Genomic DNA, 26,017 nt, shown 5'->3' with positions numbered 1-26,017 from the left:
TTTGCTTTTTAATTGAAAAAATGAGCCCATAAGACTCATTTTAATTTGGCTTGAACAACCAATCTGTATTCAGGATTCTTTTGACCAATAGGGTCACAAGTAATCAAGGTAATCTCTTTGAAGCCATGATCATCTGCAACATGAACTTCTGTCTGATGAACAATGGACACAGAATATACTAGATAAGTATAAACCTGCCCTTCTAAATCAGTAACACTAATAAGATCATCTACTAACACTTCATTTAATCTATTAAAGTGCCTGCCGTATGTCAATGACCTATGACCTGCAATAACATAGTTGCCCCCAGTCCACGGTTTTCCAGTGCCTTCAAGAGCACAAACAGATACATTCAAATATTCATCTGTAGCGCCCAATATTACAGGCATTTCAAGATCAATTGTATCTATAGTAAGCATGGCCTCAACAGGCCAAGCTGAAACAATATAATCGTTTCTTTCTTCTCTAGTATAAACCCGTTCCTCCCCAACTGGTTTTTCTGCAGGTGTCGGATCAAAATCAACCACTTCCTCTGAAGCATCATCAACTTCAATGGACGCCATGGCTTCTTCAAATGTCACACGTATGGTCTCCACTTGATAATCATGATATTTTTCTACTAAACCAGGTGTAAAGATGATCATTAAACCTATAATAATCATCAATACTGGTATAAATCTTTTCATTTATGACTTCTTTCTAAACAAGAAGACTGATCCCAATAAGACTAAAAAGCCACCAAACATGTAGTTAAACCACGGCATAGACTGACCAGTTTGTGGTAGAATGACCGCACCTTGTGGTGTTTCTTCAACGTCTATTTCGATGTAGATGATCTCTTCTTCACCTTCAGGTGTTGTCACTTTAATGGTAAAGGCATCGTCACCTTCATAGCCTTCATCAGGCGTATAAGTCCACTTGCCATTTTCATCAACTTCAACACTACCATGCTCAGGTTCAGTTTCTACTTCAAGATCTTCAGCCTCTTCAACTTCACCTGATACAGGCTCGTCTTCTTTGGTAACAACTTCTATAACCTCTTCTTCAGGTTCATCCACAGGAACTGGTTTGATTTCCTCTTCTGGTTGATCCTCTTCTGGTTCCTCAGTAGGCTCTTCTACAATCTCTTCTACAGGTTTTTCGACTGGTTTTTCTTCAGGCTTTTCTTCAGGTTCATCGTCATCATCGTCTGAAACTCTTGGTTTTTTCTTATTCTTAAAATCAACTTCAAAGACATCAGATGAATCATCTACAGTAATTTCTGCAAGATCCTCATTCAGGTAATAACCTGATGGCGGTTTAACTTCTTTGATTTTATAATCACCCTTAAGAAGTAAAATTTCAACCTTCCCTGTATGATCCGTTGTAAGAGTATCTACAAGCTGATCTGAGTCATCATAAATCTCAAACTCAGCACCACTTAATACATGTTCATTGATTTCATCTAACTTTGTGATAATCAGTTTTCTATATCTTTCATTTTCTATATCAAAAGTCATATTTGGACCATTTATGGTGAAGGTATAAGGCGTCGAATCAAGCTCATAGCCTTCTGGTGCCGTAATCTCTGTGAGCGAATGCTCTAAGTATAAAAGATTATCAACTGTAATTCGTCCATTCTCATCCGTTGTTAATTGTCCAAGAAGCTTATCACCGCGTCTTAGTTCAAATACAGCATCAGAAAGCTTTGTACCATCATCTTCATCTACTTTGGTCATTGTAAAGGCTCCAACTTCACCAGTACCATAACCAAAACCATCTATGGAAGAATAATCATAAGAAATATTATCTTGACGTGTACCAAAATTAATGGATTCACCAGTAAGAGATACTTGGTTACTTACAGCCTTGCCAATCACTTCTTCTTCTACAATGTTTGTTGTATATTCTATGTGGAAAAGATCGTCCACATACAAACCTTCTTTAATGGTCATTCTTACAATTGTAGGATCAGTTACCAAAGTTTTATCGTCTATTGTGACATCAAACAAGTCAGAAAAAGCATAAGACTGACCATCTATGTCTAAATTGCCTTCTGTAAACTTGAATGAATCCAAGTCTATTTCTAAACCTCGACTTAATGTATCCGTGACAACAAGCTTGCTTATTTTAGATCGTGACTGATTGACTTTTAACTTCCAGTCAATAGATGTCTTTCCATTTTGAGTACCCGTCTTTGAGATAAACTTATTGTAGTTATCATATTTGACCTTAGCAGTAAAAGATTCACCACTTTCTAGACTGGCTGTGTTGATGTATTCATCTTTTGAAACACCATCTAAATCAGTCTTGTAAGAAACCATATAAGGTCTATCATGTAAACCATCAAAGTCTAAGGTAAAAGATTTATGATCGTTCGCCTCATTAATTTGTATGTTGGTCATATCCGCTAGACCACCTACAGTAATAGCACCATCTGCATCAATAGAATAATCATATACTTGGATAGAACCTGACTTTAATAAAAGGCCTTCAGGTAAATTATCTGTTAACACCTCATCAGTCATATTCTTAGAAAAATAGTTGATGTAAACATCCCAATCAATGGACTTGTTAGAAAAATCTGCAGAACCTACCTTCTTACCATTCTTAACACCTTCACTCGTAAGAGTCGGCTTCTTTGATAATTCAGTCTCTCCATCAACGTCCCAAGTCAGTTTAGCAGTATTAGAATAATTCAAATTACCGCCATTATAAAAAACGTCATCATCCATTGTTGTATTATAAACTATGTTGTAAGTCTTATTGTTTAAGTCATCAGGAAATATAATCTTAAAACCTCTGATTATACCGTCAACTTCTACTTTTTCAGTCGTTGCCCCATCTGTGATGCTTATAGCATCAAACTGAGCTTGAGTCATGTATTGGTCAGTTGAAAAATCATCCACAACAACCAAACCATCTAGCTCATGTCTAAGAGGGTTTATGGATATGTTCCATGATAATATTTTAGTATTATAGTCTACATCTGTAGAAAACTTATTATATATATTTGAAATTATTAATTCTTCATCAAAGTCATCAGATAAACCACCAAAGCCGACTGTATTAGAATAGTCTCTAACATCGTACTTATCTGAATTAACAAGTGTTTTGTATCTGATATGGTAGGCTGCATCAATTTTGGGATTTATAGTTAAGACGAAGTTATCAATTAAATTGTCATCTATAGCTACTGCATCTCCTGTCTTGTAAACAACTGAAAAACCATTAAATTCTGTTTCATTTTTTATTTGTTCAAGCATTTCCTGAGCTGGATCAGAATTCACACCACCCAGATTGACATCATGCTCTATATCTAATTTATTTACTTCTATCGGAAATGACTTGTCTAAATGTAAGTTATCTAAAAAACTGTCTGTAATGACATTGTCACCACCCATATCTATTTCAGCCATATTGATGTAGAGATCCCATATGATAAACTTGGCATCATTATATGAGTTAGTACCAGTCCCTTTTTTATAGATAGCACGGCCTTGCTTTAAAGCAACAGTCTCATCGCCACCTAAGTCTAAATTTTCACCCTTTGAATGTTTCAACTTAGCAGAGTTAGTAAATGTGATGTTATCAGAATTTGAAAATCTAGAGTCATCAGCGATCGGAGTATCATACTTGATAATCAACTCCTCTGATACATTGGCTGTAAAGTCAATGGTCATCACAGTCTTTTCATCTACGCCAGCTGTAGAAATTGTATAGTCTACATCTTTCGTATAATCTGTACCATCAGTTGTCTTAATGGAAACACTTCCCAAGGTCAAACCTGATGGGATTGTATCAATCACTTGAACATTTGATAGATCGTATTCAGCATTATTTACATGAATGGTCCAATCAATAGAAGATGCATTGTAAACAGATGACAATGCAGACGACTTATCGATTAGAGTCCCTCTTGTAACAGTAACCGTATCCGACTGTGTATCATCACTATTTAACTCAATTGTATTTTCATAATCAAATGTCGTCCTTGATACATCAATTTTAGCCGGATCTATTGTTGTTGTATAAACAAGTCTATAAGCTTTGTTATAACCCTTGTCATAAGTATCTTTAGGATTAACATTTAACTTACCTTCTTGACCGGTCTCAACACCAACACCAGCATCTGTATAAGTGATATCAAACTGATCTGTCACATCATCACCTAAACCAGCTTCAGAACCATCTGCATTGATTAAAATCTCATGGATAGTCATATTGTCATCGTATTTTAGTAGACTTGAATATGAATCATCTAAATCGTAATCAGAAAGCTTCGTTAAACCTGTATTTACATTTATAGTCCAAGAAATAACATTAGGATCTCCTGTTAAGACACCATACTTTTCTAGCACTTGACCACCACTTGGTAAAACATCAAAACTTATCTTTTTAGTACCACCATTAATTGGCATTGAATACTCATAAGGCAGTTCTATAATCTGATTAAGCGTCTCAACGCTTACATTTACACCTGCAAAACCTGAAACATTGGACTTATTATCAGCCTCTGCATTAAAAGTAATTTTAAGTTCGTATGTGCCGTCTCCATTTTCATCTTGTACATCAAAGATACCGTAAATTGTACCATCATCACCTGGTAAATCTTGATTCAAAAGATCTGACCAATCTATTAGTTTAGGTAGATCAATGGACATAGTTTGACCCGCTACTATAGCTGTGTTATCCAAGGCCCAGTGAAACTTCATAGTAACAGAATCACCATCTTGTAAAGGTTCTGTTAGTGCATCAATAGATTTTGCTTGGCCACCTTCTGTATGTAGGATTTCTACATCAGTAAAGTAATAGCCGCCAGCTGCATAAGTAAAATTTTGTATTGGTAATGTAGAAAACAAGATAGCTATTACCAATAAAACATTAAAAAACTTCTTCATTCATACCTCCTCAATCTCCACCATTATAGCATAGTTTTATGTTCATATATTCAAAAAAAGTGAAATTCTCAAACACATGTTGAGAATTTCACTAAGATATATGATTGTTCTGTTTCTTATTTAATTTTGATAATGGTTCAGGTCTTTGATACAAGAAGCCCTGTACTTCAGTACAGCCCATTTCTCTTATTATTTTAAGCTGACTTTCATTCTCTACACCTTCAGCTACAACAGATACCTCAAAGTCATCTTTTAGACTTGTAATGGCTCTTAGTAGCTTTTGAACCTTCTTATTTTCTATGTTTAGAACAAAACGTCTGTCTAGTTTAATTTCATCTAAAGGCAAATGTAAAACATGATCTAAGAAGGAATACCCCTGTCCAATGTTATCAAGGGCAATCTTAACGCCTAGTTCTTTTAAGTTCTTTATTACACGTAAAACTTTTTCCTGACCAAAATCAAGAATGTTCTCTGTAATCTCTAATGAAATATGCTCAGGATTTACTTTATAGAGCATTAAAGCGTCTGAGAAATACTTGATAAAGCCCTTAGCAGAAATGTGCTCAGAAGAGATGTTTATACCAATTTTAATAGGACCGTACTTTTCTATCAACTTAGGATAATCTGACAGAACCTTACCGATAATCAAACGTTCAAATGACGGTGTCATTTGATACTTTTGTACAATTGGAATAAAGATCATAGGTGACACTTCACCTAATATATCAGACTGCCATCTAGCTAAAGCCTCTAGACCAGTAACCTTATTGGACTTTAAATCAAATTTTTCTTGATAATAAACATTAAAGGCTCTTTTTTCTATTGCATCTTCTATCAACTCTTTCAGCTGAGTTTCAGTTTGAAGATCTACATACATGGACTCTTTAAATCTGACAGGCTCATCTATATCGGCATATTTAGAATACTTGATGGCAGCGTTTAGTTTATCCACAAGGGTTAAGTAATCATTACCATCTTCATAAGCTCTAACAAAAGCCATCCTAAAATGCACCTTAGAGTAAGTAAAGAACTTTCTAGCACGAACGTTGTATTCTAAAATCATTCTGTTGAGTAGGTCTCTCATATGCAGTGAATCTAAGGATTCATACCAGAATAAGAACTCATTGCCTGAAATACGACAAGCATAGAGGTAGGGATCATTTAAGTCTCTTACAACCTCACCTACAAGTTTTAAAAGCCTATCCCCCATTTCCATACCATGGACAGAGTTTAAAATCTTAAAGTCTTTAATATCTAAAAGCATCATGGTACCATAATTGCCAGATGCGATTCTCGATGAAACAGTTTCTTTAAAGTTTACCTTGTTTGGTAAACCAGTAAGCTTATCATAGTAAGCCAACTCATATATTTCCAGTTTGGATTTTTTTACTTCTTCATGCTGTTCTAAAAGCTCAGCATAAATCATATCATTTTCTTGTATGTTATAGTTGAGTTCACGCATGTTGTCTACATAGGCACTTCTCAGACCGCCTATCATAACTCTAATGCCTAGAGCACTTGAAACAAATATAATGCATGAAATGATGTATGAAAACGAGTTAGTCGGATCATAAGAGACAACCATGCCAATAATAGAGACAATCATACAGAATAAAAAAGACTTTTTCTTTTCAAAAAAAGCAGCAACTGCATTTGGAATAATCAAGAGTAGCAAGCCACCACCTTCTAAACCATAAAGGTACAAAGACAAAAGTGACATGACTAAAAAAAGACCTCCTGCAAGTCTTACTCTAAATACTATTGACCATCTAGCCGAGAATATATTAGATAAGAGTAAAACGAGAGCAGCTAGTATATCTAGATACAAAAATGGATCTTTTGGAACGAATATCTGTCTGCAGACTGCAGCCAGTATCATAATGACCATACCTAGTGTATATACGGTATGGACACTGCCTTCTAGGCTATCTATCATTTTTTCATACAACGAATTGTTATCAAACATTATCAAACACCTCACACCATGTTTAATTATATTTTACTTACAACTAATATTCAACAAAATTCGACACATTTATTCACTTAATGCAAATTTTAACATAAAAAAAATACCGATTGCTCGGTATTATTCTTCTTCTGATTCTTCTTCTCTACAACCACATACACAATCACAAACATCATCATCTGTTACAGTGTACTCTTCACCACATTCAGGGCAAGCAATTTCAAGATTTCCGAATTCATCAAAGTCATCTTCATCAACAAAAAGGATTGTGCCGCACTTTGGACATTCAAACTCATCAAACTCATCAAACTCATCATCATAGAACTCTTCGTCATAAACGAAATCTTCTAGGTCAGATAAATCTTCATCAATGATTTCTACGAATTCATTTAGTTCTTCTACTTCTTCATCCAAATCTACAATAGCATCTGCAAAATCTTCTAAAGTTTCAACAATCTTAACCAGCATTTTGCCTTCTTTAGTTGTTTCGTCTAAATCAAGACCATCTGCTAAACCTTTAAGATATGCTACTTTTTCATATAAATAATCCATCATAACCTCCTTATTGTTATAGATAGGTTTCTATACTCTAGACAGGTAGTCACCAGTCCTAGTATCAATTTTAATTTTGTCACCTTCATTTACGAATAAAGGAACATTAATTTCTGCGCCAGTCTCAACTTTTGCCTTCTTAGTTACGTTAGTTGCAGTATCACCTTTAACACCCGGCTCACACTCAACAACTTCTAACTCAACAAAGTTAGGTGGCTCAACAATAAAACACTTGCCCTTGTAGAACTTAAGTGTTGCATTGTCATTTTCTTTTACATACTTAATTGCTTCTTCTACTAACTCAAGTTGTAATGGAATTTGATCATAAGTCTCATTATCCATGAAGTAGTATAAGTCACCATCATTGTATAAGTATTGCATTTGCTTAGTCTCAATATGAGCTTTCGGAAACTTTTCTGATGGGTTAAAAGCTTCTTCTCTAATTGTACCATTTAATAAAGACTTGTACTTAGTTCTAACGAATGCAGCACCTTTACCTGGCTTAACGTGTTGGAAATCGACGATTACAAATGGATTACCATCTTTCTCAAACGTCATACCTTTTCTAAAATCACCTGCTGAAATCATATCTTCCCTCCAATTATTAATCTTTTAAAAGATCTCTTAAAGCATATAATGCTAATATGTAACTACTTTCTTTAAAACCCGATATCTGACCTGTACAAGATCTTGCTATTACTGACTGAGAACGAAAAGATTCTCTTGCATGTATATTTGAAAGATGTACTTCAATCTTTGGTATACTCAGGATTTCTAAAGCATCACTAATGGCATAAGAATAATGCGTGTACGCCCCAGCATTGATGATCAAGCCATCATAGTCCATCCCCGAATGAATACAGTCTATGATTTCACCTTCACCATTGTACTGGACAAATGTTAAAGACATGTCCAGGTCTGATGCCAATGTCGTCATAGAATCACATATCATGTCTAAAGTAAGACGCCCATAATGCTCTTCTTTTCTTTTTCCCAGCATATTAAGATTTGGTCCATTGATTACTAGTATTTTCTTCATAATTACTCCATTTATAATATCATATTATCCTGAAAAATTATAGTCTATTTCGCTTAAGATTCCATAAATTTCTGAAACTATCTCCTCTGGAGACTTTCCGTCAATCTCAACCACATCATCACATGAAGTTTGATAGAGGATTTCACGAGTAGAAAGCAAATCAGAAACTTGGCTTCTAAGTGACGTCTCATCCAAAAGCGGCCTATTTTCAGTACCAGAAAGAAGACGCGATACAAGGGTATCAAGAGTCCCAGAAAGATAAATCACGTGTCCTAGACCCATCAAAGCAATGACATTGTCTTCTTGTAAGATCATACCACCACCTGTAGAGATGATTGTAGAATCACAAGATAAGTCTTCTAAAAATGATTTTTCTAAAGCACGGAAATAAGATTCGCCATGGGCAGAAAAAATTTCAGAAATACTCATACCTTCAGATTTTTCAATTTCACTGTCACAGTCTATGATACTGTAACCTGTTTTTTTAGATAGCAAATGGGATAAGGTAGATTTACCTGATCCCATCATGCCTATTAATACAATATTACTCACTTTTTACCTCATGCATTGGATTGGCAGATACAACAGAAATACCATCCAATACAGCTTTCATAATATTCGCTTCGTATTGTAAGCTCATCTCTTTAACCTGAGCAAACAACTCACCTTTTTCAGTTACCACATATTGAGGCTCTAAATTATTAAGAGCAATTGCCTTAATATCCATCAAGCATTTATCACACTTACAAATATCAGGAAAAGCCTTTAACAAGTTAGGCAATACATGATCCACTGCAAATTCCTTATAGTTCTTAAGTTCCATAAAGCCCTCCTAATCGATTTCTTGCCAAGAATCAATAATAATAGTATTTGAATCTATTATACTTGTACCATTAGGATTGGCATTAGAAACAAAATTTATTGAAATCTTATTGGAATCATCTGTATTATTTTCAATATTTACAGAGAAGTTTGGTTCTATAGAAGTCCCTGTACCAACACCTTGCGGAATAGATATGTCACGTCCATACTCTGTCATGTATACATCTACTAAATCTTGATTCTTATGAATCATACCATACGTAATTTGTTCATCAACCTTGAAGTTCTTTTCACCAGGTCCAAATAAGTAAATACTTTTTTCACTTATCATATTGCCTTTGAAATTTAATGTTTCTCCTGATGCAGCATATACGTAAATGTTGCCCTTACTTACGATTGTTCCTTCTAAGTTTTCTGTAACTGGATGAACACCTTTAATATGTATATGATCTTTCACACTATCTATAGGACTGCCATCACCATTATAATAAGAACTTGGGAAGTTTATATAAACATCCTTAGAAGACTCACCATTGTATAAGGCAAAAGAAGTTGAATCTCTATCCGGTATCACACTCGGTATCACATTACTATCTCCATCTAAAGATTTAATCCATTCACTAAATAATGTTTCTTCCCTATATAACTTCTTACCACCGGATTCATATTCAAAAGTATAGCCCAGTAAACTAATGTCTTTATCAACACCTTCATCATTTGCTGAAGAAGGGTCATCATAGAGTACATCTATAACTAACCCCTTATTATCATCACTAACTTCAGTTCTATTTACATTATAGACCTTACCATCAGATCCATCTTCTTTACTGAATGCAACAATACCATTTGTTTGTATACCATAAAACTGACCTGGATTAGAATCTGTTCCATCATGTTTTGGATTTCTGATTCGAAGAATCTTTTTATCCTCATCAGCAACTTTTTTATAGTAATTTTCATCTAAACCAAATTTACCAGGATTGTTTGCCATATAACCCATTGTAAAATAATGATTTGATCTATAAGCAACTTGATTAACACCTGCTAAAGCATCAAAGGAAATCATATCAAAATTCACACCTGATGAATTTGCAAACGAACTTAAGAATGCAAAAACACCATTTTGATAGATATTATCTGACATTAAAGTCTGATAATATTGAGCATTTTTATAAGTAGTAAATGACTCACCTGTTCTATATGCTGTTTTTTCATCACCTGAACCAGGTTCTCTTACTTCATAACCTTCAACATCGTATCTGATAACACCATTCAAGTTAAGACCATTTGCTTCAATAATTGGATTGACTGCACTCGATCCGATTATTAAAGATCCTGTCCTAGTATAAGCGTTATTCGCAGAGAAGTTCGTATCATGTAAACCCCAAATTACACCAGAGTTATACTTAAATAGGTTTCTATTGCCTGAAGGTGTTTCTGTATTACTTAATCCAACTTCTACTTTCGTATTTGTACCAGACACATACATATCAGCATACAACATCATATTATCATTTACTTTTATATCAGCTGCATCTGTGCCCGGTCGAACATAAAAAGCATTAGCATTAATATCATCAGTAACAATAAGTTTGGTTGCATCTGCTACTGAAGATGATTCTACCTTCACTGAATTTCTAGTTGAAATACTACCGGTGACAGTTAAATTACCTGAAACCTCATCAGTATAAAATGAATCCACCCTTGAATTTCCGTATACTCTTTCAGATGTAGAATCTTTATAACCAATAACCACACCGCCATAATTATCTCTTGGTAAATTGTAATCAACATCTACATGCCCATAACTAGAATCTGCTTTTTTATAGTTACCTAAAGCATATATATCACCAGTTACATCAACATCACCATCTAATACAACGATATTATCATTTGCAACCAAAGCATATGATGTCAATTTATTTTTATACATAATAAAGTTTTCTGTTAACATTGCAACTGAAAACTCATATTTTGGTGCAACAACATGTAATTTAGTTTGAAGCTTTTTATTATAATTATGAGCAGTACCATCTGTTGATAGAACCAATTCAAATCCATTGGTGCCGTCAACTATATTCCCATCATCATCCACATCAATATGCCTAAATGACTCTATCTTCACAGTTGGTTCTACAGACGCAGAGAAAAAGTCAGTTTCTTTTAAATCTGTTTGAATATCTGTTCTTAACTCTGTATCAGCTATAAGAGAAACACCTTGATAAGAATCATAATCTGAATATCGGTCCACAGGTGTTAGCCCAGACGGATTATAAAAGTCGTGTTCTGCATACGTACCCTGGTAAAGTTCATTATAGAAGGTTACTTCAAACTCTCCTTTTAAAGCACGAGCAATGATATCATTTGCGTGCTCTAATTCTAAACCACTTGTTGGGTCATTAACATCTTGATATATCCTAGATAAGAAATTAACCCATGTTGTATCATTTACAACAAAAGTATGCTCATTTAAGTGATTCCACGCTTTTACTTCAGCATCATAAACATATCTGTTCAAGTCAGTAAGTGCTTCTTCTAAAGATGAATCATTTAAATAAAAAGAGTCGTTGACTCTTCCACCTACTCTTGCCGTTTTAAGATTATAATAGGATATAAAGGTGACCGATCCAGTAAGAATCAAAAGAAGACCTATCACAACGATAGTGTATGTTAAAGTATATCCTTTTTTATTTAAATACTTTCTCATATCATCACTTCCCTATTATAGCTTCTATTCTTTCAAACTCTTCACCATTTCTAGAAACAGTCACTACAATTTCAAAGTAATGTTTTACCGAAGATGGTGTCCCAATTGCTACTGGAAAAGAGTTTCCTATATAAACGTTATTTGTTGAATCTCTATGCGACTTTATTATAATGTGGTCATTATCCGTATAAGGCTTTGCATCTATGGTCCAGTTAGACCTATTAATAATATGAAACGTATAGTTCGATGCAAGCGACTCATATCCTTCAATATTTAGAACAATCATATCATCATCGCCAAAGCCTGTAGTTGTAATGTTCTTACTTTCCATACCAGGAATGGTTACCAAACTTTCATCAACTGGTCTTATATGACTTAATGAATCATCTGTACTAGTAAAAAGTAAATAAACAGTATCATCACTGTCCTGATAAGTTGAACCGGCAACATTTTGGGTCCTATAAGTCACATCAGCTTGATCAGAGTTTATAAATACCTTTGCATTATAATCTCTTTCTTTAGTCAGATAACTTGTCGATCTGTTGTCGACTGTAACACCTACAATAACATCACCTGAACCATCATTATCTAAATCAATGTTTTCTCTAGTAATGTTTCTCATTTCAGTGACAACTGTAAAAGTTGTACCACCATTGTCTACTGTTTCTGTTCTAGTTTCACTCCATGCAGCATCATAAACACCTATAGAATCACCTGCATTCGTATCCATCTTAGTAAAATCATATCTTGGCATTCCTTTAAGTTCTTCTAAGGTGTTCTGCGCAAGATAAGCAGCGCTAATCTGTCGTCTCGAACGAAGATTAACGCGATTAGCTTCTATAAATGAATTGAAAATAGGAACGATCATTATGCTGATAACTGCCAGCGTAATGATCAATTCAACAAGTGTGTAACCCTTCTTATTTTTCATTCTAATTCCTTATTACTTCAAAGGCTCCTGCGTTAACAATGATGTTAAATCTAGGATTATTTGGATCATCATCAGAAACATAGATCATCACTTTTCTAGAAGATCTATTGTTTAGAACTAAAGTTAGTCCCGAATCATCATCTAGATTACTTCTAACAGACGAGTTTACCTTTACGACAATGTTATCTCCCTTTGGAGATAATACTTCATAAGCAGATCCACTTGGGTACGTCGCATTATCATTAGAATACTTAAATGATAAACTAGAACCCGATTCAGTGATATCCATGATATATTTTTCATTTCTATTTGAGTCCAACTCAAGTTTAGAGCCTGGAATGTTACTGTAAGTCAAAGATTGAGCAGCTAGATCAGAAGATGAATTTCTTATCGAAACTGTAAAATCAGCATTAACTGAAGTCACAGTGCTCGCTGGTCTATAATCAGAACTTGACGATGATGAACCTCTTGTTGAATTAGTAACTGATACATACTCAAATGGACCATGCTCTTCAAAGTCTTTTTCAGGCTCAAACTCATAATCAAAGAATATATCTTCTTTTTCTTCATTATCATAATAAAATGGTATAGCAACAGATAATGCAACGAAGACTTGATTATCATCCGGATTTCTAGCTTCATCATCATATTCAGACTTTGATAATGACAAGTTTGTTGGAATAACAGTAGAATCCAACAATGCTAGTGATGATAATGCATCTTTAAAGATATTATAATTAGCTGTAAAAGACATATTTACATTCATGTAGCCAAGTTGAGAATAATCATATGCTATAGTTTCTTCATTGAGTACTACCACACCTGATAAATCTTCTTCTGCTTCATATGATTCCATTATTTCTTCAACAGACATTACAGGTCTTAAGTTTTCAACTGCTAAACCATCTTGACTCTCAATTGACTCTACTTCAACTTGTTCACTCTCAACCAAATTGAACGTTACAGCATCCATGACGATCTCATATGAACCAAAATGGTTGTACATATCATCAATGATTTTTTCTAAATAAACTTGTGAAGGAAGTTTTGCATTTAACCTAGCTAGACGATCTCTATAATCTGCCATGATAGCTTCCATCTCATTATCGTCTTTTACTTGCGTTTTTACAATTCTATATTGAGACTCTACAGTATCGTATTCTGCCTTTACAGTCTTGTATTCTACATGAATTGGCTCTACAACAAAGAAATAAATAGCAACACAAATTAAGGCGATACCAAAAACAATGATCATGTTCTTTTCACGAGTAGATAATTTCATTACTCAACACCTCCACCAAATTTACATTCAAGTTGGAAGAGATAAGTAACATTACCATCTTCATCTTCATTTCTAACAATACCATTTGTAGTAACAGTATCAAAATATTTTGTACCATCTTCAAAAGATAGTAATTTCAATTGATTAATAGTATATGACACAGCCTCATGCGAAAGTGCAGATGCACTAACTGTTAGGCTCGTAGATGAATCTGCTGTCAAAGAAGTCAGATACACTTCTCCATTTAGTTTAGACTCAAACAAATCAATCATTTCACTCAATGATCTATTTGCAGTGAATACATAGTCCAACAAGAATTCTTTTAAAGCAATTCTTGTATCCAATGACATAATGATATTCTGCTTACTAATTGTATTCTGGTTTTTTGCAATTGCAGCTTTTTTGATAATTGTTTCTTCTTCTAAAGCTTTCGTATCGCGAATTACTGTATATTCATAGAATGCAAATGCACCTACAGCTACAATACATAATGCAACAAACATTAATATACCAGCTTTGATTCTAGCCCCACGGTGAAAATCAGGAGGCAGTAAGTTTACTTCTCTCTGCTTATAATCTTTCAAACTATAAACTTTAGATTTTCCTAGTTTCAAGATTTGCCTCCTATACATGCCCCAATTGATGGTATCATCAATTCATAACTCTCTTTATCTATTGAACCTGCGTACCCCTTATTTGGCAATACTTCACAAGGTACACCTAATGATTCATTTACTATTTCCGCAAAATCTGACAAGTATGCACCACCACCAAATACAAATATTTGGTCAACAAAAGTACCGTACTTACGAGTCTTAAAAAACTCAACCATTCTGTTAACTTCATTGATAATACTGTCGTATTCTCTATTACGAAGACTCAATAAGTCTGTATCGGATTCAGAAAGATTGGTATTGGCCTTTTGAATAGACTGAAGTTTCATCTGTAAGTCTTTTAAAGATGAATCCTCTTCTAAAGATACATGTTCCTCTTCTTCTCTCTTTATAGGTTCACCTAACTCACCGGTATAATTGTACATGTAATACTTAACATCATGTTCATTAAATCCATGGTGATCTACTAATCGTTCATACATACCATTGATACCACGTTCTGTTTTAATGTTTGCGAAGTAGTGATTACCTTCAAACATTGTCATATTAGTATATTTATTACCTATATCTACGAACAGAGTGTTCTTTTTATCTTCCAAGTAATGCTTGTTAAAGAATTTTGTTACAGCTTCTGTATAAACAGTTACTATTTTTAACTTCAACTTAAGTCTTGAAGCAAGTTCTATATATTGGTCTACAACATCTTTCGGAGCAGCTATGATCATGACATTAAAGAAAACCTGCTTGTCATCAGTTTCACCGATTTCTTTTTCATCCACTTCATCAAGTACCTTGTAATCAATGTAAAAAGCATCGATGTCATAAGGTAAAAAGGATTCTGCTTCAAAACGTACAATATCAAGCATCTCTTTAGGGCCAACACGCGGTAATTCACGTGTACGAATAATAACTTTTTCATTATTAATCGTTACATATAGTTCGCCATTTTTAACATTTAACCTACCCATCGCTTCTTTGATAGGCAGTTCCATGCGTAGTAAATCAATGTCTTCATCAATAGTATAGACGCCATCTAATGTATCAAAGACTTCATAGCCTGATAACCTAAATTCACTTTTACTGGCATTGCCGACAACTAATTTAGTCTTAGCAGTACCAATCTCCAAACCAATTCTCTTTGGCATTACTTCCCCCTATCAATTTCTCTTCGAATAAATGTAAGTATATGTATCATCTATTACATTGTCATTATTCGTATCAATCCCAAACTCTATCTCTAAACTTATAATCTCATTCAATTGCTCTGTCGTATAACCCGTCTTTTCAATCGCATCTCGATCTAATATATCTTCATATGTAATCATAGAAGGAATAGCAGATAAGACAAACTCATTTAAGACAACCTCTGTGGTCGTTTGTAATACAGTGTCGTTATAATCTTGATAAACATAACCATTTGAATTTAAAAAGAATATCTTGTCATCTACTCTAAGTACATTAGCTTGTGCAAGATGTGTACCTAAATCTTCTACAGCTGAAAAACCCTCTTTACGAATCTTCTCATTCAGAACTATAAAAGTCTGTTGAGTTGTCTGATCAGCATCTATTGTTCGTTGAATAGCAACTTCATTTCGCAAACCAGCAGTCATCAACATGCCAAAAGGAGTTAAAACGATTGCTGCAACAGAAATTACAATAATCATCTCGACTAAGGTGAAACCATATTTATTTTTGAAAAACTTCATAGCATCACCTACAATAAAACTGACAGATAAAAATTATACAAAACATCACCAAAATAGAATGTAACCCAAGTACCTATACATAAGAATGGTCCAAAAGGTACAAGCGACTTGTATTCTCCATATTTTTTCTTTTGATAGATTACAATCGGTAATAAAACAATTGCACCTATAACAAAAGATAAATAGTATGCCATAAAGACTTTAGGAAAACCTAAAAGCATACCAAAAGCAGACATAATTTTTATATCACCACCACCCATAGTTCCTATCATGGCAATAATAAAAAGTATACCTCCACCGATTAGAAATCCTAATAAAACATTTAACCATGATACATCACTAATAAATAAGTGATATCCTATAGCTAAAATAATCCCAAAGACAGTAAATCTGTCTAAAATTATATGATGATCAATATCTATAAATGTAACAATTATAACTATTGATGATAATATAATTCCTACTAAAGACATCCACGTATAACCAAACACCACATAGGTTATAGCGAATAGAGCGCCAGTCAATAACTCGACCAGCGCATATCTAGCACTATAAGAAGCTCCGCAATGACGACACTTACGACCAAAAATAAAGTACGACAAAACTGGGATCATATCTAAACCACCCAACACATGTCCACAAGCACCACAAGATGATCGAGGCGTCACCACCGACTTCCCAACAGGAAGACGATAGATACATACATTATAAAAACTACCTAATAATAAACCTAATATAAAATATATGACTATCAAACGCAACCTACTCTTAGTTAATTTCACCAGTATATTTTAATACACTTGTAATATCATCACCAAATTTAACTTCAATATGTTTTTTGTCCTCATCTGTATCATCCTTATCACCATCACCATTAATATCATAATCTGAGAATAAGGTAATAATCAATGCATCCTCAGCCAAAGTTGTTGATTGAATTTCTGGAGCTATATAATTATCTCTAGAAGTGTAATCTGTAGTTACAACTGAACTTGTGTCAGAAGCACCCAAGTCATCAATCACACCAGTTTGGACCATCACCTGTATCTCTCTAGCAATTGAAGCAGCAACTCTTTCATCAGATCTAATCTTGAACGAATCTGTAACACCTGACATCCTTGGAATAACAATAGCTGCTAATATTGCCATTACTGCTAAAACGATAATTAGTTCTACTAAAGTAAAACCTTTCTTGTTCATGTTTTTTTGAATCTTTTTAATCATACTATCTCTCCTTCTTCTCTAACATGAGTTGACTATATATGAAAACCTACAGTTATCTACACCATATGGTTATACATATCAAACATAGGTAAAGCTATTGCAATTAACACCGGTAAGATAAAAGCAACCATTACTAATAGAATCAATGGGTTTAATGCTTGAACCATATTAGTTGATGCTCTTTCTACTTCGTCATCATAAAACTCAGATGTTTTCAATAAAAGTTCATCTATAGTTCCAGTTTCTTCTCCAATCCTGATCATCGAAATAAGCATAGGTGGAAAAATGTTAATCGAGCTTAATGGATTAGCGATACCTTCACCTCTTTTTATGTTTTCTAACGTTCCAATCAATTCGCTTTCTACATACTTATTACCTATAACTTGAATCACTTGTTCCATAGCTTCTATAATCGGAATCCCTGATTTAAGCATTGCACCTAGCGTTCTTGAAAATCTAGACGTAGCAACTTTTCTTGTAAGCTGGCCAAATATTGGCAGTCCAAGCTTCCATTTATCCCAAGCTATTCTCCCTTCTACTGTAGAATTCAATCTTCTATAGAACAGGTATATCAAAACACATATTCCCACTGGAACATACCAATAAGTAGTAACTGTAGAACCAAAATTCATGAGTAGCTGAGTTATACCAGGTAGTTCTGCACCCATATCAGCAAACATTTGACCAAAGTTTGGCAATACGAAAATCAAAAGTATTGTAACTACAATAATAGTAACTCCAGCAAGTATTCTTGGATAAATTGTTGCACTCTTAATTTTTGCACTAATCCTATCTTCTTTTTCATAATGTTCTGTCATTCTGTGTAGGATGTCTGATAGTGCACCAGAGAATTCACCTGCTGCTACCATGTTTACTAGCATAGTTGGGAATGCTTTGGGATGACTCTTCATTGCAACTGAAAGTGCTAAACCCTTTTGCACTTCATTGTAGACATCATCAAGCGCTTCTTTGAGCATTTTATTTTCAGTCTGTTGCCTAAGGATATCTAGACTTTCTATGATAGAGATACCGGCATCTAGTGTAGCAGCAAACTGTCTACAGAAGATAATCAGTTCTCTATTTTTTACTTTTTTACGTCCGAAGGAAAGATTGATTTCTTTACTCGTTTCCTCTTTAGACTGTACTTTTATAGGAAAAATACCCTGTTTTCTAAGTTCAGAGACTGCTTGTGACTTAGAGTCTACATCCAGTTCTCCTTTAACTTTTCTACCATTGTAGTCTTTCCCTTCGTAAGTATAAATAGCCAAATTCTAATCCTTTACAACAGACGCTTGATAAACGTCTTATCTACGGAATGAGCCATAGCCTCATCTACAGTGATATAACCTTTCTTATATAATTCCACTAAAGATGTGTCCATTGACATCATACCAATCTTTCTTCCTGTTTGGATCGAAGACATTAATTGATGTGACTTACCTTCTCTAATCAGGTTTCTAACCGCTTGATTACAGATCATTATTTCAAAGGCACCGATTCTTCCTGAACCATCAGCACGTCTTACAAGTTGCTGTGAAATAACTCCTTGAAGTACTGAACCTAACTGAACTCTAACTTGCTGTTGTTGTTCAGCTGGGAATACGTCGATAACTCTATCTACTGTAGATACTGCACCAATCGTATGAAGCGTTGCTAGTACTAAGTGACCTGTTTCAGCAGCAGTAACTGCTATAGAAATGGTTTCTAAGTCTCTCATCTCACCGATAAGAATAACATCTGGATCCTGTCTTAAAGCAGCTCTTAAAGCCGTATTGTACGATCCTGTATCATAACCAATCTCCCTTTGGTTGATGATACTAGACTTATGTCTATGTAAATACTCTATTGGATCTTCTAAGGTAAGTACATGACAACGTCTTGTTTCGTTAATATGGTCAATCATGGTCGCTAAGGTTGTCGATTTACCTGAACCTGTAGGACCTGTAACCAATATTAAACCTCTTTTTCTATCCGCCAGTTGTGTTAAAATATCTGGCAATCCTAATTCCTGTGCACTAGGAATATCAAGTGGAATCGGTCTGATAGCTACTGAATACGATCCACGTTGTGAGTATACGTTTACTCTGAAACGTCCTACGCCACTGATAGCATATGAAAAGTCAATTTCTCCTTTATCCTTTAAAACCGCTATTTGCTTTTCAGTTAAAAGTTCATAAGCAATTTTTTCAGTGTCTTCTGGCATTAAGTTGTCCACATTATCTACATGAATCAACTTACCATTAACCCTGATAACTGGTGGAACCCCTACTGTAATGTGTACATCTGATGCCTTGTTTCTATGCGCCATTTTTAGAAGTTCTACTATTGACATAATTACGCCTCCAATGTGTATGAAATTCTCATAAGTTCGTCTACTGTTGTGTCACCCTTTAAAACAAGCTCTAGACAAGAATCTTGCAAAGTACGAATACCTTGACTTGATAAAAATCTTTTGATCTCGTTTGATGACTTCCCATCTGTAACCATTTGTCTAATATCAGAATCAAACTGTAAAATTTCAAAGATCGGTGTTCTACCCCTGTAACCAGTTTGCTTACAGTGTGGACAACCTGCCCCTTTGTAGAACTCTACATTTAAATCCAGATTTTTAAGACCCGCCATTTCAAGCTCAGCCTGAGATGGTATATAAGGCACCTTACATGATGGACATATTTTCTTAACTAACAACTGAGAAATGATTGCCACAATTGATGAAGATACTAGATAAGGCTTAATACCCATATCTACAAGTCTGTTAATTGTTGCAATAGCATTATTGGTATGTAGTGTAGACAAAACAACGTGACCAGTAATGGCAGCTCTTACGGCAATTTCAGCTGTTTCGGTATCACGAATCTCACCAACCATAATAACATCAGGGTCCTGACGTAACATGGATCTTAAACCTTCAGGAAATGAAAATCCTGCCTTAGGGTTTACTTGAGACTGTGTAATACCATCCATACGGTACTCAACCGGGTCTTCAACAGTCATGACATTACGTTTGAAGTCATTGAGTTCATTTAACATGGCATATAAAGACGTTGACTTACCTGAACCTGTCGGTCCAGTAACAAGTACAATACCGTTTCTTGCCTTAATGATTTCTTCAAATGCATGTTGGTTAACATCGTTTAGACCTAACTCATCGATTGGCTTTAGGAAAGTGGTTCTATCCTGCAAACGGATAACAACCTTCTCACCATGAATCGTTGGTATGGTCGAAACACGAAGATCCAAGTCTCTACCTTTAACATTTATCTCGATACGACCATCTTGAGGAATACGTCTTTCGGCGATATCCAGTTTGGCCATAATCTTGATCCTAGTAACAATGGCACCATGTGTTTGCTTGGCTGGTTTCATAACCTCTTGTAAATCACCATCAACTCTGAATCTTATTCTTAAATAGTCATCATGTGGTTCGATGTGAATATCGGAAGCTCTCGATTGAGCCGCCTGTACAATGATGGTATTAACCAGTCTTACAACCGGTGCTTTGTTGATCTCTTTTAAGAGTTCTTTATCAATATCATCTTGTTCCAACTTGTATTCTTTTGTAAACTCCTCAGCAGCTTCTTCTGCTGAACGTCTAGAATAAAATTGGTCGATGGCATTTCTAATATCTTTTTCTGTAGCAATCTTAGGTTCTACTTCAAGTCCTGTAATTATTTCAAGGTCATTGATGACTAAGATGTTCAGTGGGTCTACCATGCCTACAGCCAGTCTCATACCATCTCTCTTAATTGGAATCAGAAGATTGGTTCTAGCAAAAGATTCCGACACAAGATTGGGTACGTCTGGTTCTATGTAATACTTTTCTAAATCGACTTGAGGGATACCAAGTTGGAATTCTAGTACTTCAATGATATCTCTTTCAGATACGAAGTCTAACTCAATAAGGGTCTCGCCAAGTTTTCTCTTCTTATCCTTTTGTACCTGTAAGGCAAATTCCAGTTGATCTTCTTTGATTTTTCCTGCATTTACGAGTAAGTCTCCTAAACGCAGCGTGTTTCTCATCTTCATTGAGTTCCCCTTCTATATGATATGACTGGCTTTTAAAACTTCTATAACATCGTCTCTTGTCCACTTAGAGTGATCAAAGTCTACCCAATACCTTAAGGCATAGATGCCTTGGTAAATAAGCATATCCAAACCATTAAGCGTTCTTCTACCAGATTCACGTCCTTGACGTAAAAATTCGGTTTCTAGTGGATTGTAGATCAGATCATAGAAAATGGTTTCTTTATGACCTAAGTTCTCTACATGGATAACAGACTTACCTTCATTAGGATGCATACCCACTGGCGTGGTGTTTACAACAACATCATAAGGAAAAGTTTCATCTAATTGGTCATAAGTCATGGCTTTTAAGGAGTTATCAATTCTATCACAAAAAGAAGATGACTTATCATAAGATCTTGAAAAAATGTGAATTTCTCCTACACCTTGATAAAGCAAACCAACAACCACTGCTTTTGAAGCACCGCCTGTTCCAAGAACCGCTATTTTTTTGTTTTTAAAATCATAATGAAATGTTTTAAAGGATTCAATAAAACCATCGACGTCTGTGTTGTATCCCTTGAGTCTACCATTTTCATTGACAACTGTGTTAACAGCCCCAATGCGCTCGGCTTTAGGATCAATTTCGTCTAAGTGCTGCATGACAGCTTCTTTATGTGGGATAGTCACATTACATCCCAAGAAACCGAAGGCTCTCACCCCTTCTACAGCTTGTTCTATTGAACTTGGATGAACATCAAAAGCAAGATACTTTGCGTTTATACCAAGCTTCTGAAATGATGCATTGTGCATCATCGGAGAGAAAGAATGCTCCACTGGTGAACCCAGTAAGCACACTGTTTTAGTCTTCCCGTTTATCATTTTTTTCAACCTCGTAAACAACCGTATATTATTATATATTAAATTACTCTATTTGTTAATACTTTCTATAAACTTTTTTATAAAACTAATTTTGCTTTATGAGAAAATATAAGTTAAAATAGCTTTAGTGAACACTAGCTTACACATAATTATACATGAAAAAATATGCGAATACTATATTTATATAAAACTTTGAGTAAAAATATTAAAAAAGTATTAACGAGGTGACATGAACGAACTCATCAGATCTTTGAACGATAAAATCGTCATCAACGATTTAATTGTTAGACGTATGAAATATGAAATTAACATGCTCTTTTATGATAAACCCTCAAAAGAGCGTGCGAGAGAACTTGCTAAAAAAATAAACGAACAGATTGATAACTCCCTCGTTGGCGTCAATGAAGCGGATAAAGAATCCATCCGTAGACTTCTCATTGTGAATTCTTTTATGGTCATTCCAAACCCAACAAGTGACCATATCAACTACGGCCACGTCTTTACAACACTGACAAACTTTGATGACGATGACGATCATACAAAGGCTCGTCTGATGAGGTGGCTTGATTTAAACACGGAGTTTACATATGAAGAAGAATCATTAACCCAGTATATCAAATCTTATAAGATCAACTCATCTGGTAAAATCGTCAAAACAGCAGCGACGACTTATGAACCACCTGAAAGAACATATGAAAGACCAAGTAAAGAACCATCCTATGATGATGTTATTTATAAATATAAGCCAACCAAAAGAGCCATCATCATACCCATTGTCATTTTACTGGCTATTCTTTTATACAGCTTGTTTGTTATGGATACCCATGACCACCATGTTATGGACTTTATAGAGCCAGAAGCCTATCATGCAGACCTTGAACTTGTGGCAGGTGAATACATTGACCAAATGGATAAGGTTGATATCAAGATCATACCTGATGAATACTTTTATAAAGATATGAATCTTAAAGCAGTTTACGAATATCTAAATGAGAAAAATTCAAAGCTTGTTGAGGATGATTACTTAACAACCATCACTAGGTTGTCAAAAAAACATTATGTAAACCCATATCTTTTAATAGCCATTATTGGACAAGAACAGTCTTATGTGCCAAAAGATCATGAGTATGCAGATGAAATAATTAATAACCCATACAATGTATTTGGTTCATGGCAAGACTACAATACCAATTTTGAAGACGCCACTCAAATATGTTTAAATACCATTGATACAGCACTTCGAAACAGACCTGAAGACGTGGACCTTATTGAGTTCTTAAACAATAAATACTCTGAAGATGAAAACTGGTATATAGGTGTCAAAACTATCTATGCCAGCCTTAACAAACTGGAATAATCGAATTTATAATATAAAAAGATGGCCATATCAGAGATATGTAGCCATCTTTTATAGGTTTAAAAACTCATTTTCATGAGTAAATCTGCACTCGATGTGCGAAATTCTATTTGATTGGTATTTTTATAAGGTAATAGACACCTGATTCTATAGAACCTACATACTCAATGCTGCCTCCTAGCTTTTGGGTGACAGTAGTGAAAACAATGTACATACCAAGTCCCCCAGAACCGGAGTTACGTTTTGTTGTATAAAATAGATCGTACATCTTGTCTATAATTTCTTTAGACATACCAAGCCCATTGTCTCTGTAATGTATTTCTATAAAGTTATCATTACTTTCTACATCAATGATAATTTGACCATCCTTGTCTTTAAAGCCATGTTTGACTGAATTGATGATCAAGTGGCTGAAAACATTAGAAAGAGCAGATGGATAGGAGTTAATAAAGATTTCTTCTTGACACTTAATCATTACTTTATGATCTTTTATCTCACTCTTCATAGATATGATAAGGGCAGAAAAAACATCCACCAGTCTAAACTTATGTTTACTTTCCTTAGACGCATCCATAGAAATCATCTTAAAGTTACTTACAATAGTATTGGCATCTGTCAGACCTTCAATTAAGAGGCCCATAGATTCTTCTGAAGTCTTAATGATTCTTTCAAAGTCAGACCTTGTCATGGTACCGGTTGCGGCTTTTTCCTTGATTTCATTAAGATTTTTCTCTAAGTAGGTTGCCAGTGATAAACATGACCCTAGCGGCGTGTTAATTTCATGGGCAACACCTGTCACCATATAGCCAAGAGAGATTTGCTTTTCCTGTTCCAATAAAAGTTTATACTGAGATTCCAGCTCTAGATTTTTCTTTTCTATTTCCTCTTCTAATCTTGTATTAACTGACCTAAAAGTATCAGTAATAGACTGAAAGGCTTTAGAAAGGTCACCCATTTCATCAGATCTTAACAAGTACCTTTCAGGCACATTTTTTGTAAAGTCCCCTGCCGCTATATCAGAGCCTACTTCTACAAGGTGTACAAAAGGTTTGGTGGTAACTCTTATCTGAACATAAATCATAAAGACAGCTATGATCATGGCAGAAAAGAGAATAAACATAGGCAGTATAGACCGTCTGGTAATCAAAACATCTAGCCTTGTTTTATCAATTAAGGTAACAATCTTCCAATCTCTTTCATCTACCTTATGTGAAACCAAATAGTAGTCTCTATCATCTAAGTTGATTTCAAGCAGTGAACCGTCTCCCCTTATGATATGATCCTTATAATCATAAAGCTCATCATCTTTATCATAAATACCCCGGTTGATGATCATAGCTTCATTGGGATGATAAACATAAGATCCGTCACCAGTGATCAAATAAGAAAAATCTTCATCTCCCTGTTTCATCATATCTAGAATTTCAGGTACATCTTCTAATACAATATCAATGGCTACATAGCCATAAATTTTACCTTCATCGTATAGGGCCATTATAGACGAAATCACGACTTCTCTAGTTTCCCACTCCACATAAGGCGTGGTTAGACCAACACCAGCTGCATTATTGGCCACATCATACCAAGGTCTTTTTTTAACGTCGTAATCTTCACCTGAATAATAACCTAAAGAGTCAATGTAAAAGTTGGCCTCTTCATTGGCTACCCAAGCAAGGAAGTGTCGATCATTCAAGTTAATAACGTCTTCTAAGGCCTTATAAACACTTTGGGTATATTGGTTTGTAAAGATGTCTTCTCTTTGTTTGGTTGTTTTTAGATACATCTGAACACTGTTATGTAGACTTAAGTATTCAGTGGCAAGCTTTGCATTTTCAAAAATATTGGTGATATCTTTTGAAATGTTGCTGGCCTGCATGGATGAGGCTTCTTCTACATTGTCTCTGGTTATTTCAGAAATAAAGTCATAAAGAAACACACCTGTCAAAGAAAGTATAACAACAAGTGTTAATGAAATGATAATTGTGATTCTTTCTGATAATCTTAGTTTTCTCATAAGCATGCCTCATTAAGTGAATACCCAAAAAAGACATAA

The 26,017-nt window shown here is 34.8% G+C and carries 22 protein-coding genes; 1 reads left to right on the top strand and 21 read right to left on the bottom strand.

The annotated features are described in order from the left end of the window. Positions 1–35: 35 nt before the first annotated feature. From EZV73_RS14680 to EZV73_RS14585, 20 genes are all read right to left on the bottom strand, one after another. Complete coding sequence (locus EZV73_RS14680) at positions 36–686, bottom strand: class D sortase (protein ID WP_240841116.1); 651 nt, start codon at positions 684–686, stop codon at positions 36–38. Next, on the bottom strand, positions 687–4,880 hold the full coding sequence (locus EZV73_RS14675) for a collagen binding domain-containing protein (protein ID WP_240841115.1): 4,194 nt from the start codon (positions 4,878–4,880) through the stop codon (positions 687–689). Between the two features lie 91 nt (positions 4,881–4,971). Beyond that, positions 4,972–6,846, bottom strand: coding sequence for a bifunctional diguanylate cyclase/phosphodiesterase (locus tag EZV73_RS14670; protein ID WP_240841114.1), 1,875 nt, complete (start codon positions 6,844–6,846; stop codon positions 4,972–4,974). A gap of 120 nt (positions 6,847–6,966) precedes the next feature. Then, positions 6,967–7,398: a CD1247 N-terminal domain-containing protein gene (locus EZV73_RS14665; protein ID WP_240841113.1), complete on the bottom strand. Its 432-nt coding sequence runs from the start codon at positions 7,396–7,398 to the stop codon at positions 6,967–6,969. A 30-nt stretch (positions 7,399–7,428) separates the two neighbouring features. Next, the gene (efp, locus tag EZV73_RS14660; protein WP_240841112.1) at positions 7,429–7,986 is read right to left on the bottom strand and encodes an elongation factor P; all 558 of its coding nucleotides are present in this window, start codon (positions 7,984–7,986) and stop codon (positions 7,429–7,431) included. 16 nt (positions 7,987–8,002) lie between these two features. Then, positions 8,003–8,437 (bottom strand): type II 3-dehydroquinate dehydratase, encoded by a 435-nt coding sequence (gene aroQ, locus EZV73_RS14655; protein ID WP_240841110.1) that lies wholly within the window; start codon positions 8,435–8,437, stop codon positions 8,003–8,005. A 24-nt stretch (positions 8,438–8,461) separates the two neighbouring features. Continuing rightward, positions 8,462–8,989 carry a shikimate kinase gene (locus EZV73_RS14650; protein WP_240841108.1) on the bottom strand — a complete coding sequence of 176 codons (528 nt, stop codon included), beginning with the start codon at positions 8,987–8,989 and terminating at the stop codon, positions 8,462–8,464. Next, positions 8,982–9,260, bottom strand: coding sequence for a late competence development ComFB family protein (locus EZV73_RS14645; protein WP_240841107.1), 279 nt, complete (start codon positions 9,258–9,260; stop codon positions 8,982–8,984). The genes EZV73_RS14650 and EZV73_RS14645 overlap by 8 nt, the downstream gene beginning before the upstream one ends. 9 nt (positions 9,261–9,269) lie before the next feature. After that, the gene (locus EZV73_RS14640) at positions 9,270–11,966 is read right to left on the bottom strand and encodes a hypothetical protein (protein WP_240841105.1); all 2,697 of its coding nucleotides are present in this window, start codon (positions 11,964–11,966) and stop codon (positions 9,270–9,272) included. A gap of 4 nt (positions 11,967–11,970) precedes the next feature. Next, positions 11,971–12,897, bottom strand: coding sequence for a Tfp pilus assembly protein FimT/FimU (locus EZV73_RS14635; RefSeq protein WP_240841103.1), 927 nt, complete (start codon positions 12,895–12,897; stop codon positions 11,971–11,973). A gap of 1 nt (position 12,898) precedes the next feature. After that, a complete protein-coding gene (gspM, locus tag EZV73_RS14630) occupies positions 12,899–14,179 on the bottom strand; it encodes a type II secretion system protein GspM (protein ID WP_240841102.1) in 1,281 nt (426 codons plus the stop codon). Next, positions 14,179–14,793, bottom strand: coding sequence for a DUF3256 family protein (locus EZV73_RS14625; RefSeq protein WP_240841101.1), 615 nt, complete (start codon positions 14,791–14,793; stop codon positions 14,179–14,181). Before EZV73_RS14625 ends, gspM begins: the two co-directional genes overlap by 1 nt. Continuing rightward, on the bottom strand, positions 14,790–15,938 hold the full coding sequence (pilM, locus tag EZV73_RS14620; RefSeq protein ID WP_240841100.1) for a pilus assembly protein PilM: 1,149 nt from the start codon (positions 15,936–15,938) through the stop codon (positions 14,790–14,792). Before pilM ends, EZV73_RS14625 begins: the two co-directional genes overlap by 4 nt. A gap of 12 nt (positions 15,939–15,950) precedes the next feature. Continuing rightward, positions 15,951–16,499: a type II secretion system protein J gene (locus EZV73_RS14615; RefSeq protein ID WP_240841098.1), complete on the bottom strand. Its 549-nt coding sequence runs from the start codon at positions 16,497–16,499 to the stop codon at positions 15,951–15,953. 8 nt (positions 16,500–16,507) lie between these two features. Further along, the gene (locus tag EZV73_RS14610; RefSeq protein WP_240841095.1) at positions 16,508–17,254 is read right to left on the bottom strand and encodes an A24 family peptidase; all 747 of its coding nucleotides are present in this window, start codon (positions 17,252–17,254) and stop codon (positions 16,508–16,510) included. 13 nt (positions 17,255–17,267) lie between these two features. Beyond that, entirely contained in the window at positions 17,268–17,723 is a 456-nt protein-coding gene (locus tag EZV73_RS14605; RefSeq protein ID WP_240841094.1) for a prepilin-type N-terminal cleavage/methylation domain-containing protein, read from the bottom strand. Positions 17,724–17,779: 56 nt separating this feature from the next. Then, a complete protein-coding gene (locus EZV73_RS14600; RefSeq protein ID WP_240841092.1) occupies positions 17,780–18,991 on the bottom strand; it encodes a type II secretion system F family protein in 1,212 nt (403 codons plus the stop codon). An 11-nt stretch (positions 18,992–19,002) separates the two neighbouring features. After that, on the bottom strand, positions 19,003–20,055 hold the full coding sequence (locus EZV73_RS14595) for a type IV pilus twitching motility protein PilT (RefSeq protein ID WP_240841090.1): 1,053 nt from the start codon (positions 20,053–20,055) through the stop codon (positions 19,003–19,005). Positions 20,056–20,057: 2 nt separating this feature from the next. Beyond that, positions 20,058–21,749 carry a GspE/PulE family protein gene (locus tag EZV73_RS14590; RefSeq protein WP_330637127.1) on the bottom strand — a complete coding sequence of 564 codons (1,692 nt, stop codon included), beginning with the start codon at positions 21,747–21,749 and terminating at the stop codon, positions 20,058–20,060. Positions 21,750–21,761: 12 nt separating this feature from the next. Further along, positions 21,762–22,607, bottom strand: a complete 846-nt coding sequence (locus EZV73_RS14585; protein WP_240841088.1) for a shikimate dehydrogenase — start codon at positions 22,605–22,607, stop codon at positions 21,762–21,764. A 229-nt stretch (positions 22,608–22,836) separates the two neighbouring features. On the opposite strand from EZV73_RS14585, the gene EZV73_RS14580 reads away from it, so the two are divergent. Continuing rightward, on the top strand, positions 22,837–23,964 hold the full coding sequence (locus EZV73_RS14580) for a hypothetical protein (protein WP_240841086.1): 1,128 nt from the start codon (positions 22,837–22,839) through the stop codon (positions 23,962–23,964). Positions 23,965–24,070: 106 nt separating this feature from the next. Here EZV73_RS14580 and EZV73_RS14575 read toward each other — a convergent pair whose 3' ends face one another. After that, complete coding sequence (locus tag EZV73_RS14575) at positions 24,071–25,978, bottom strand: cache domain-containing protein (RefSeq protein WP_240841084.1); 1,908 nt, start codon at positions 25,976–25,978, stop codon at positions 24,071–24,073. Positions 25,979–26,017: the final 39 nt, after the last annotated feature.

The sequence above is a fragment of the Acidaminobacter sp. JC074 genome, assembly GCF_022496765.1.
In the GTDB taxonomy this organism is placed as follows: Bacteria; Bacillota; Clostridia; order Peptostreptococcales; family Acidaminobacteraceae; genus JABXKX01.
Note: the sequence above shows the minus strand (reverse complement) of the source record. Positions and strands in the feature narration are given on the sequence as shown.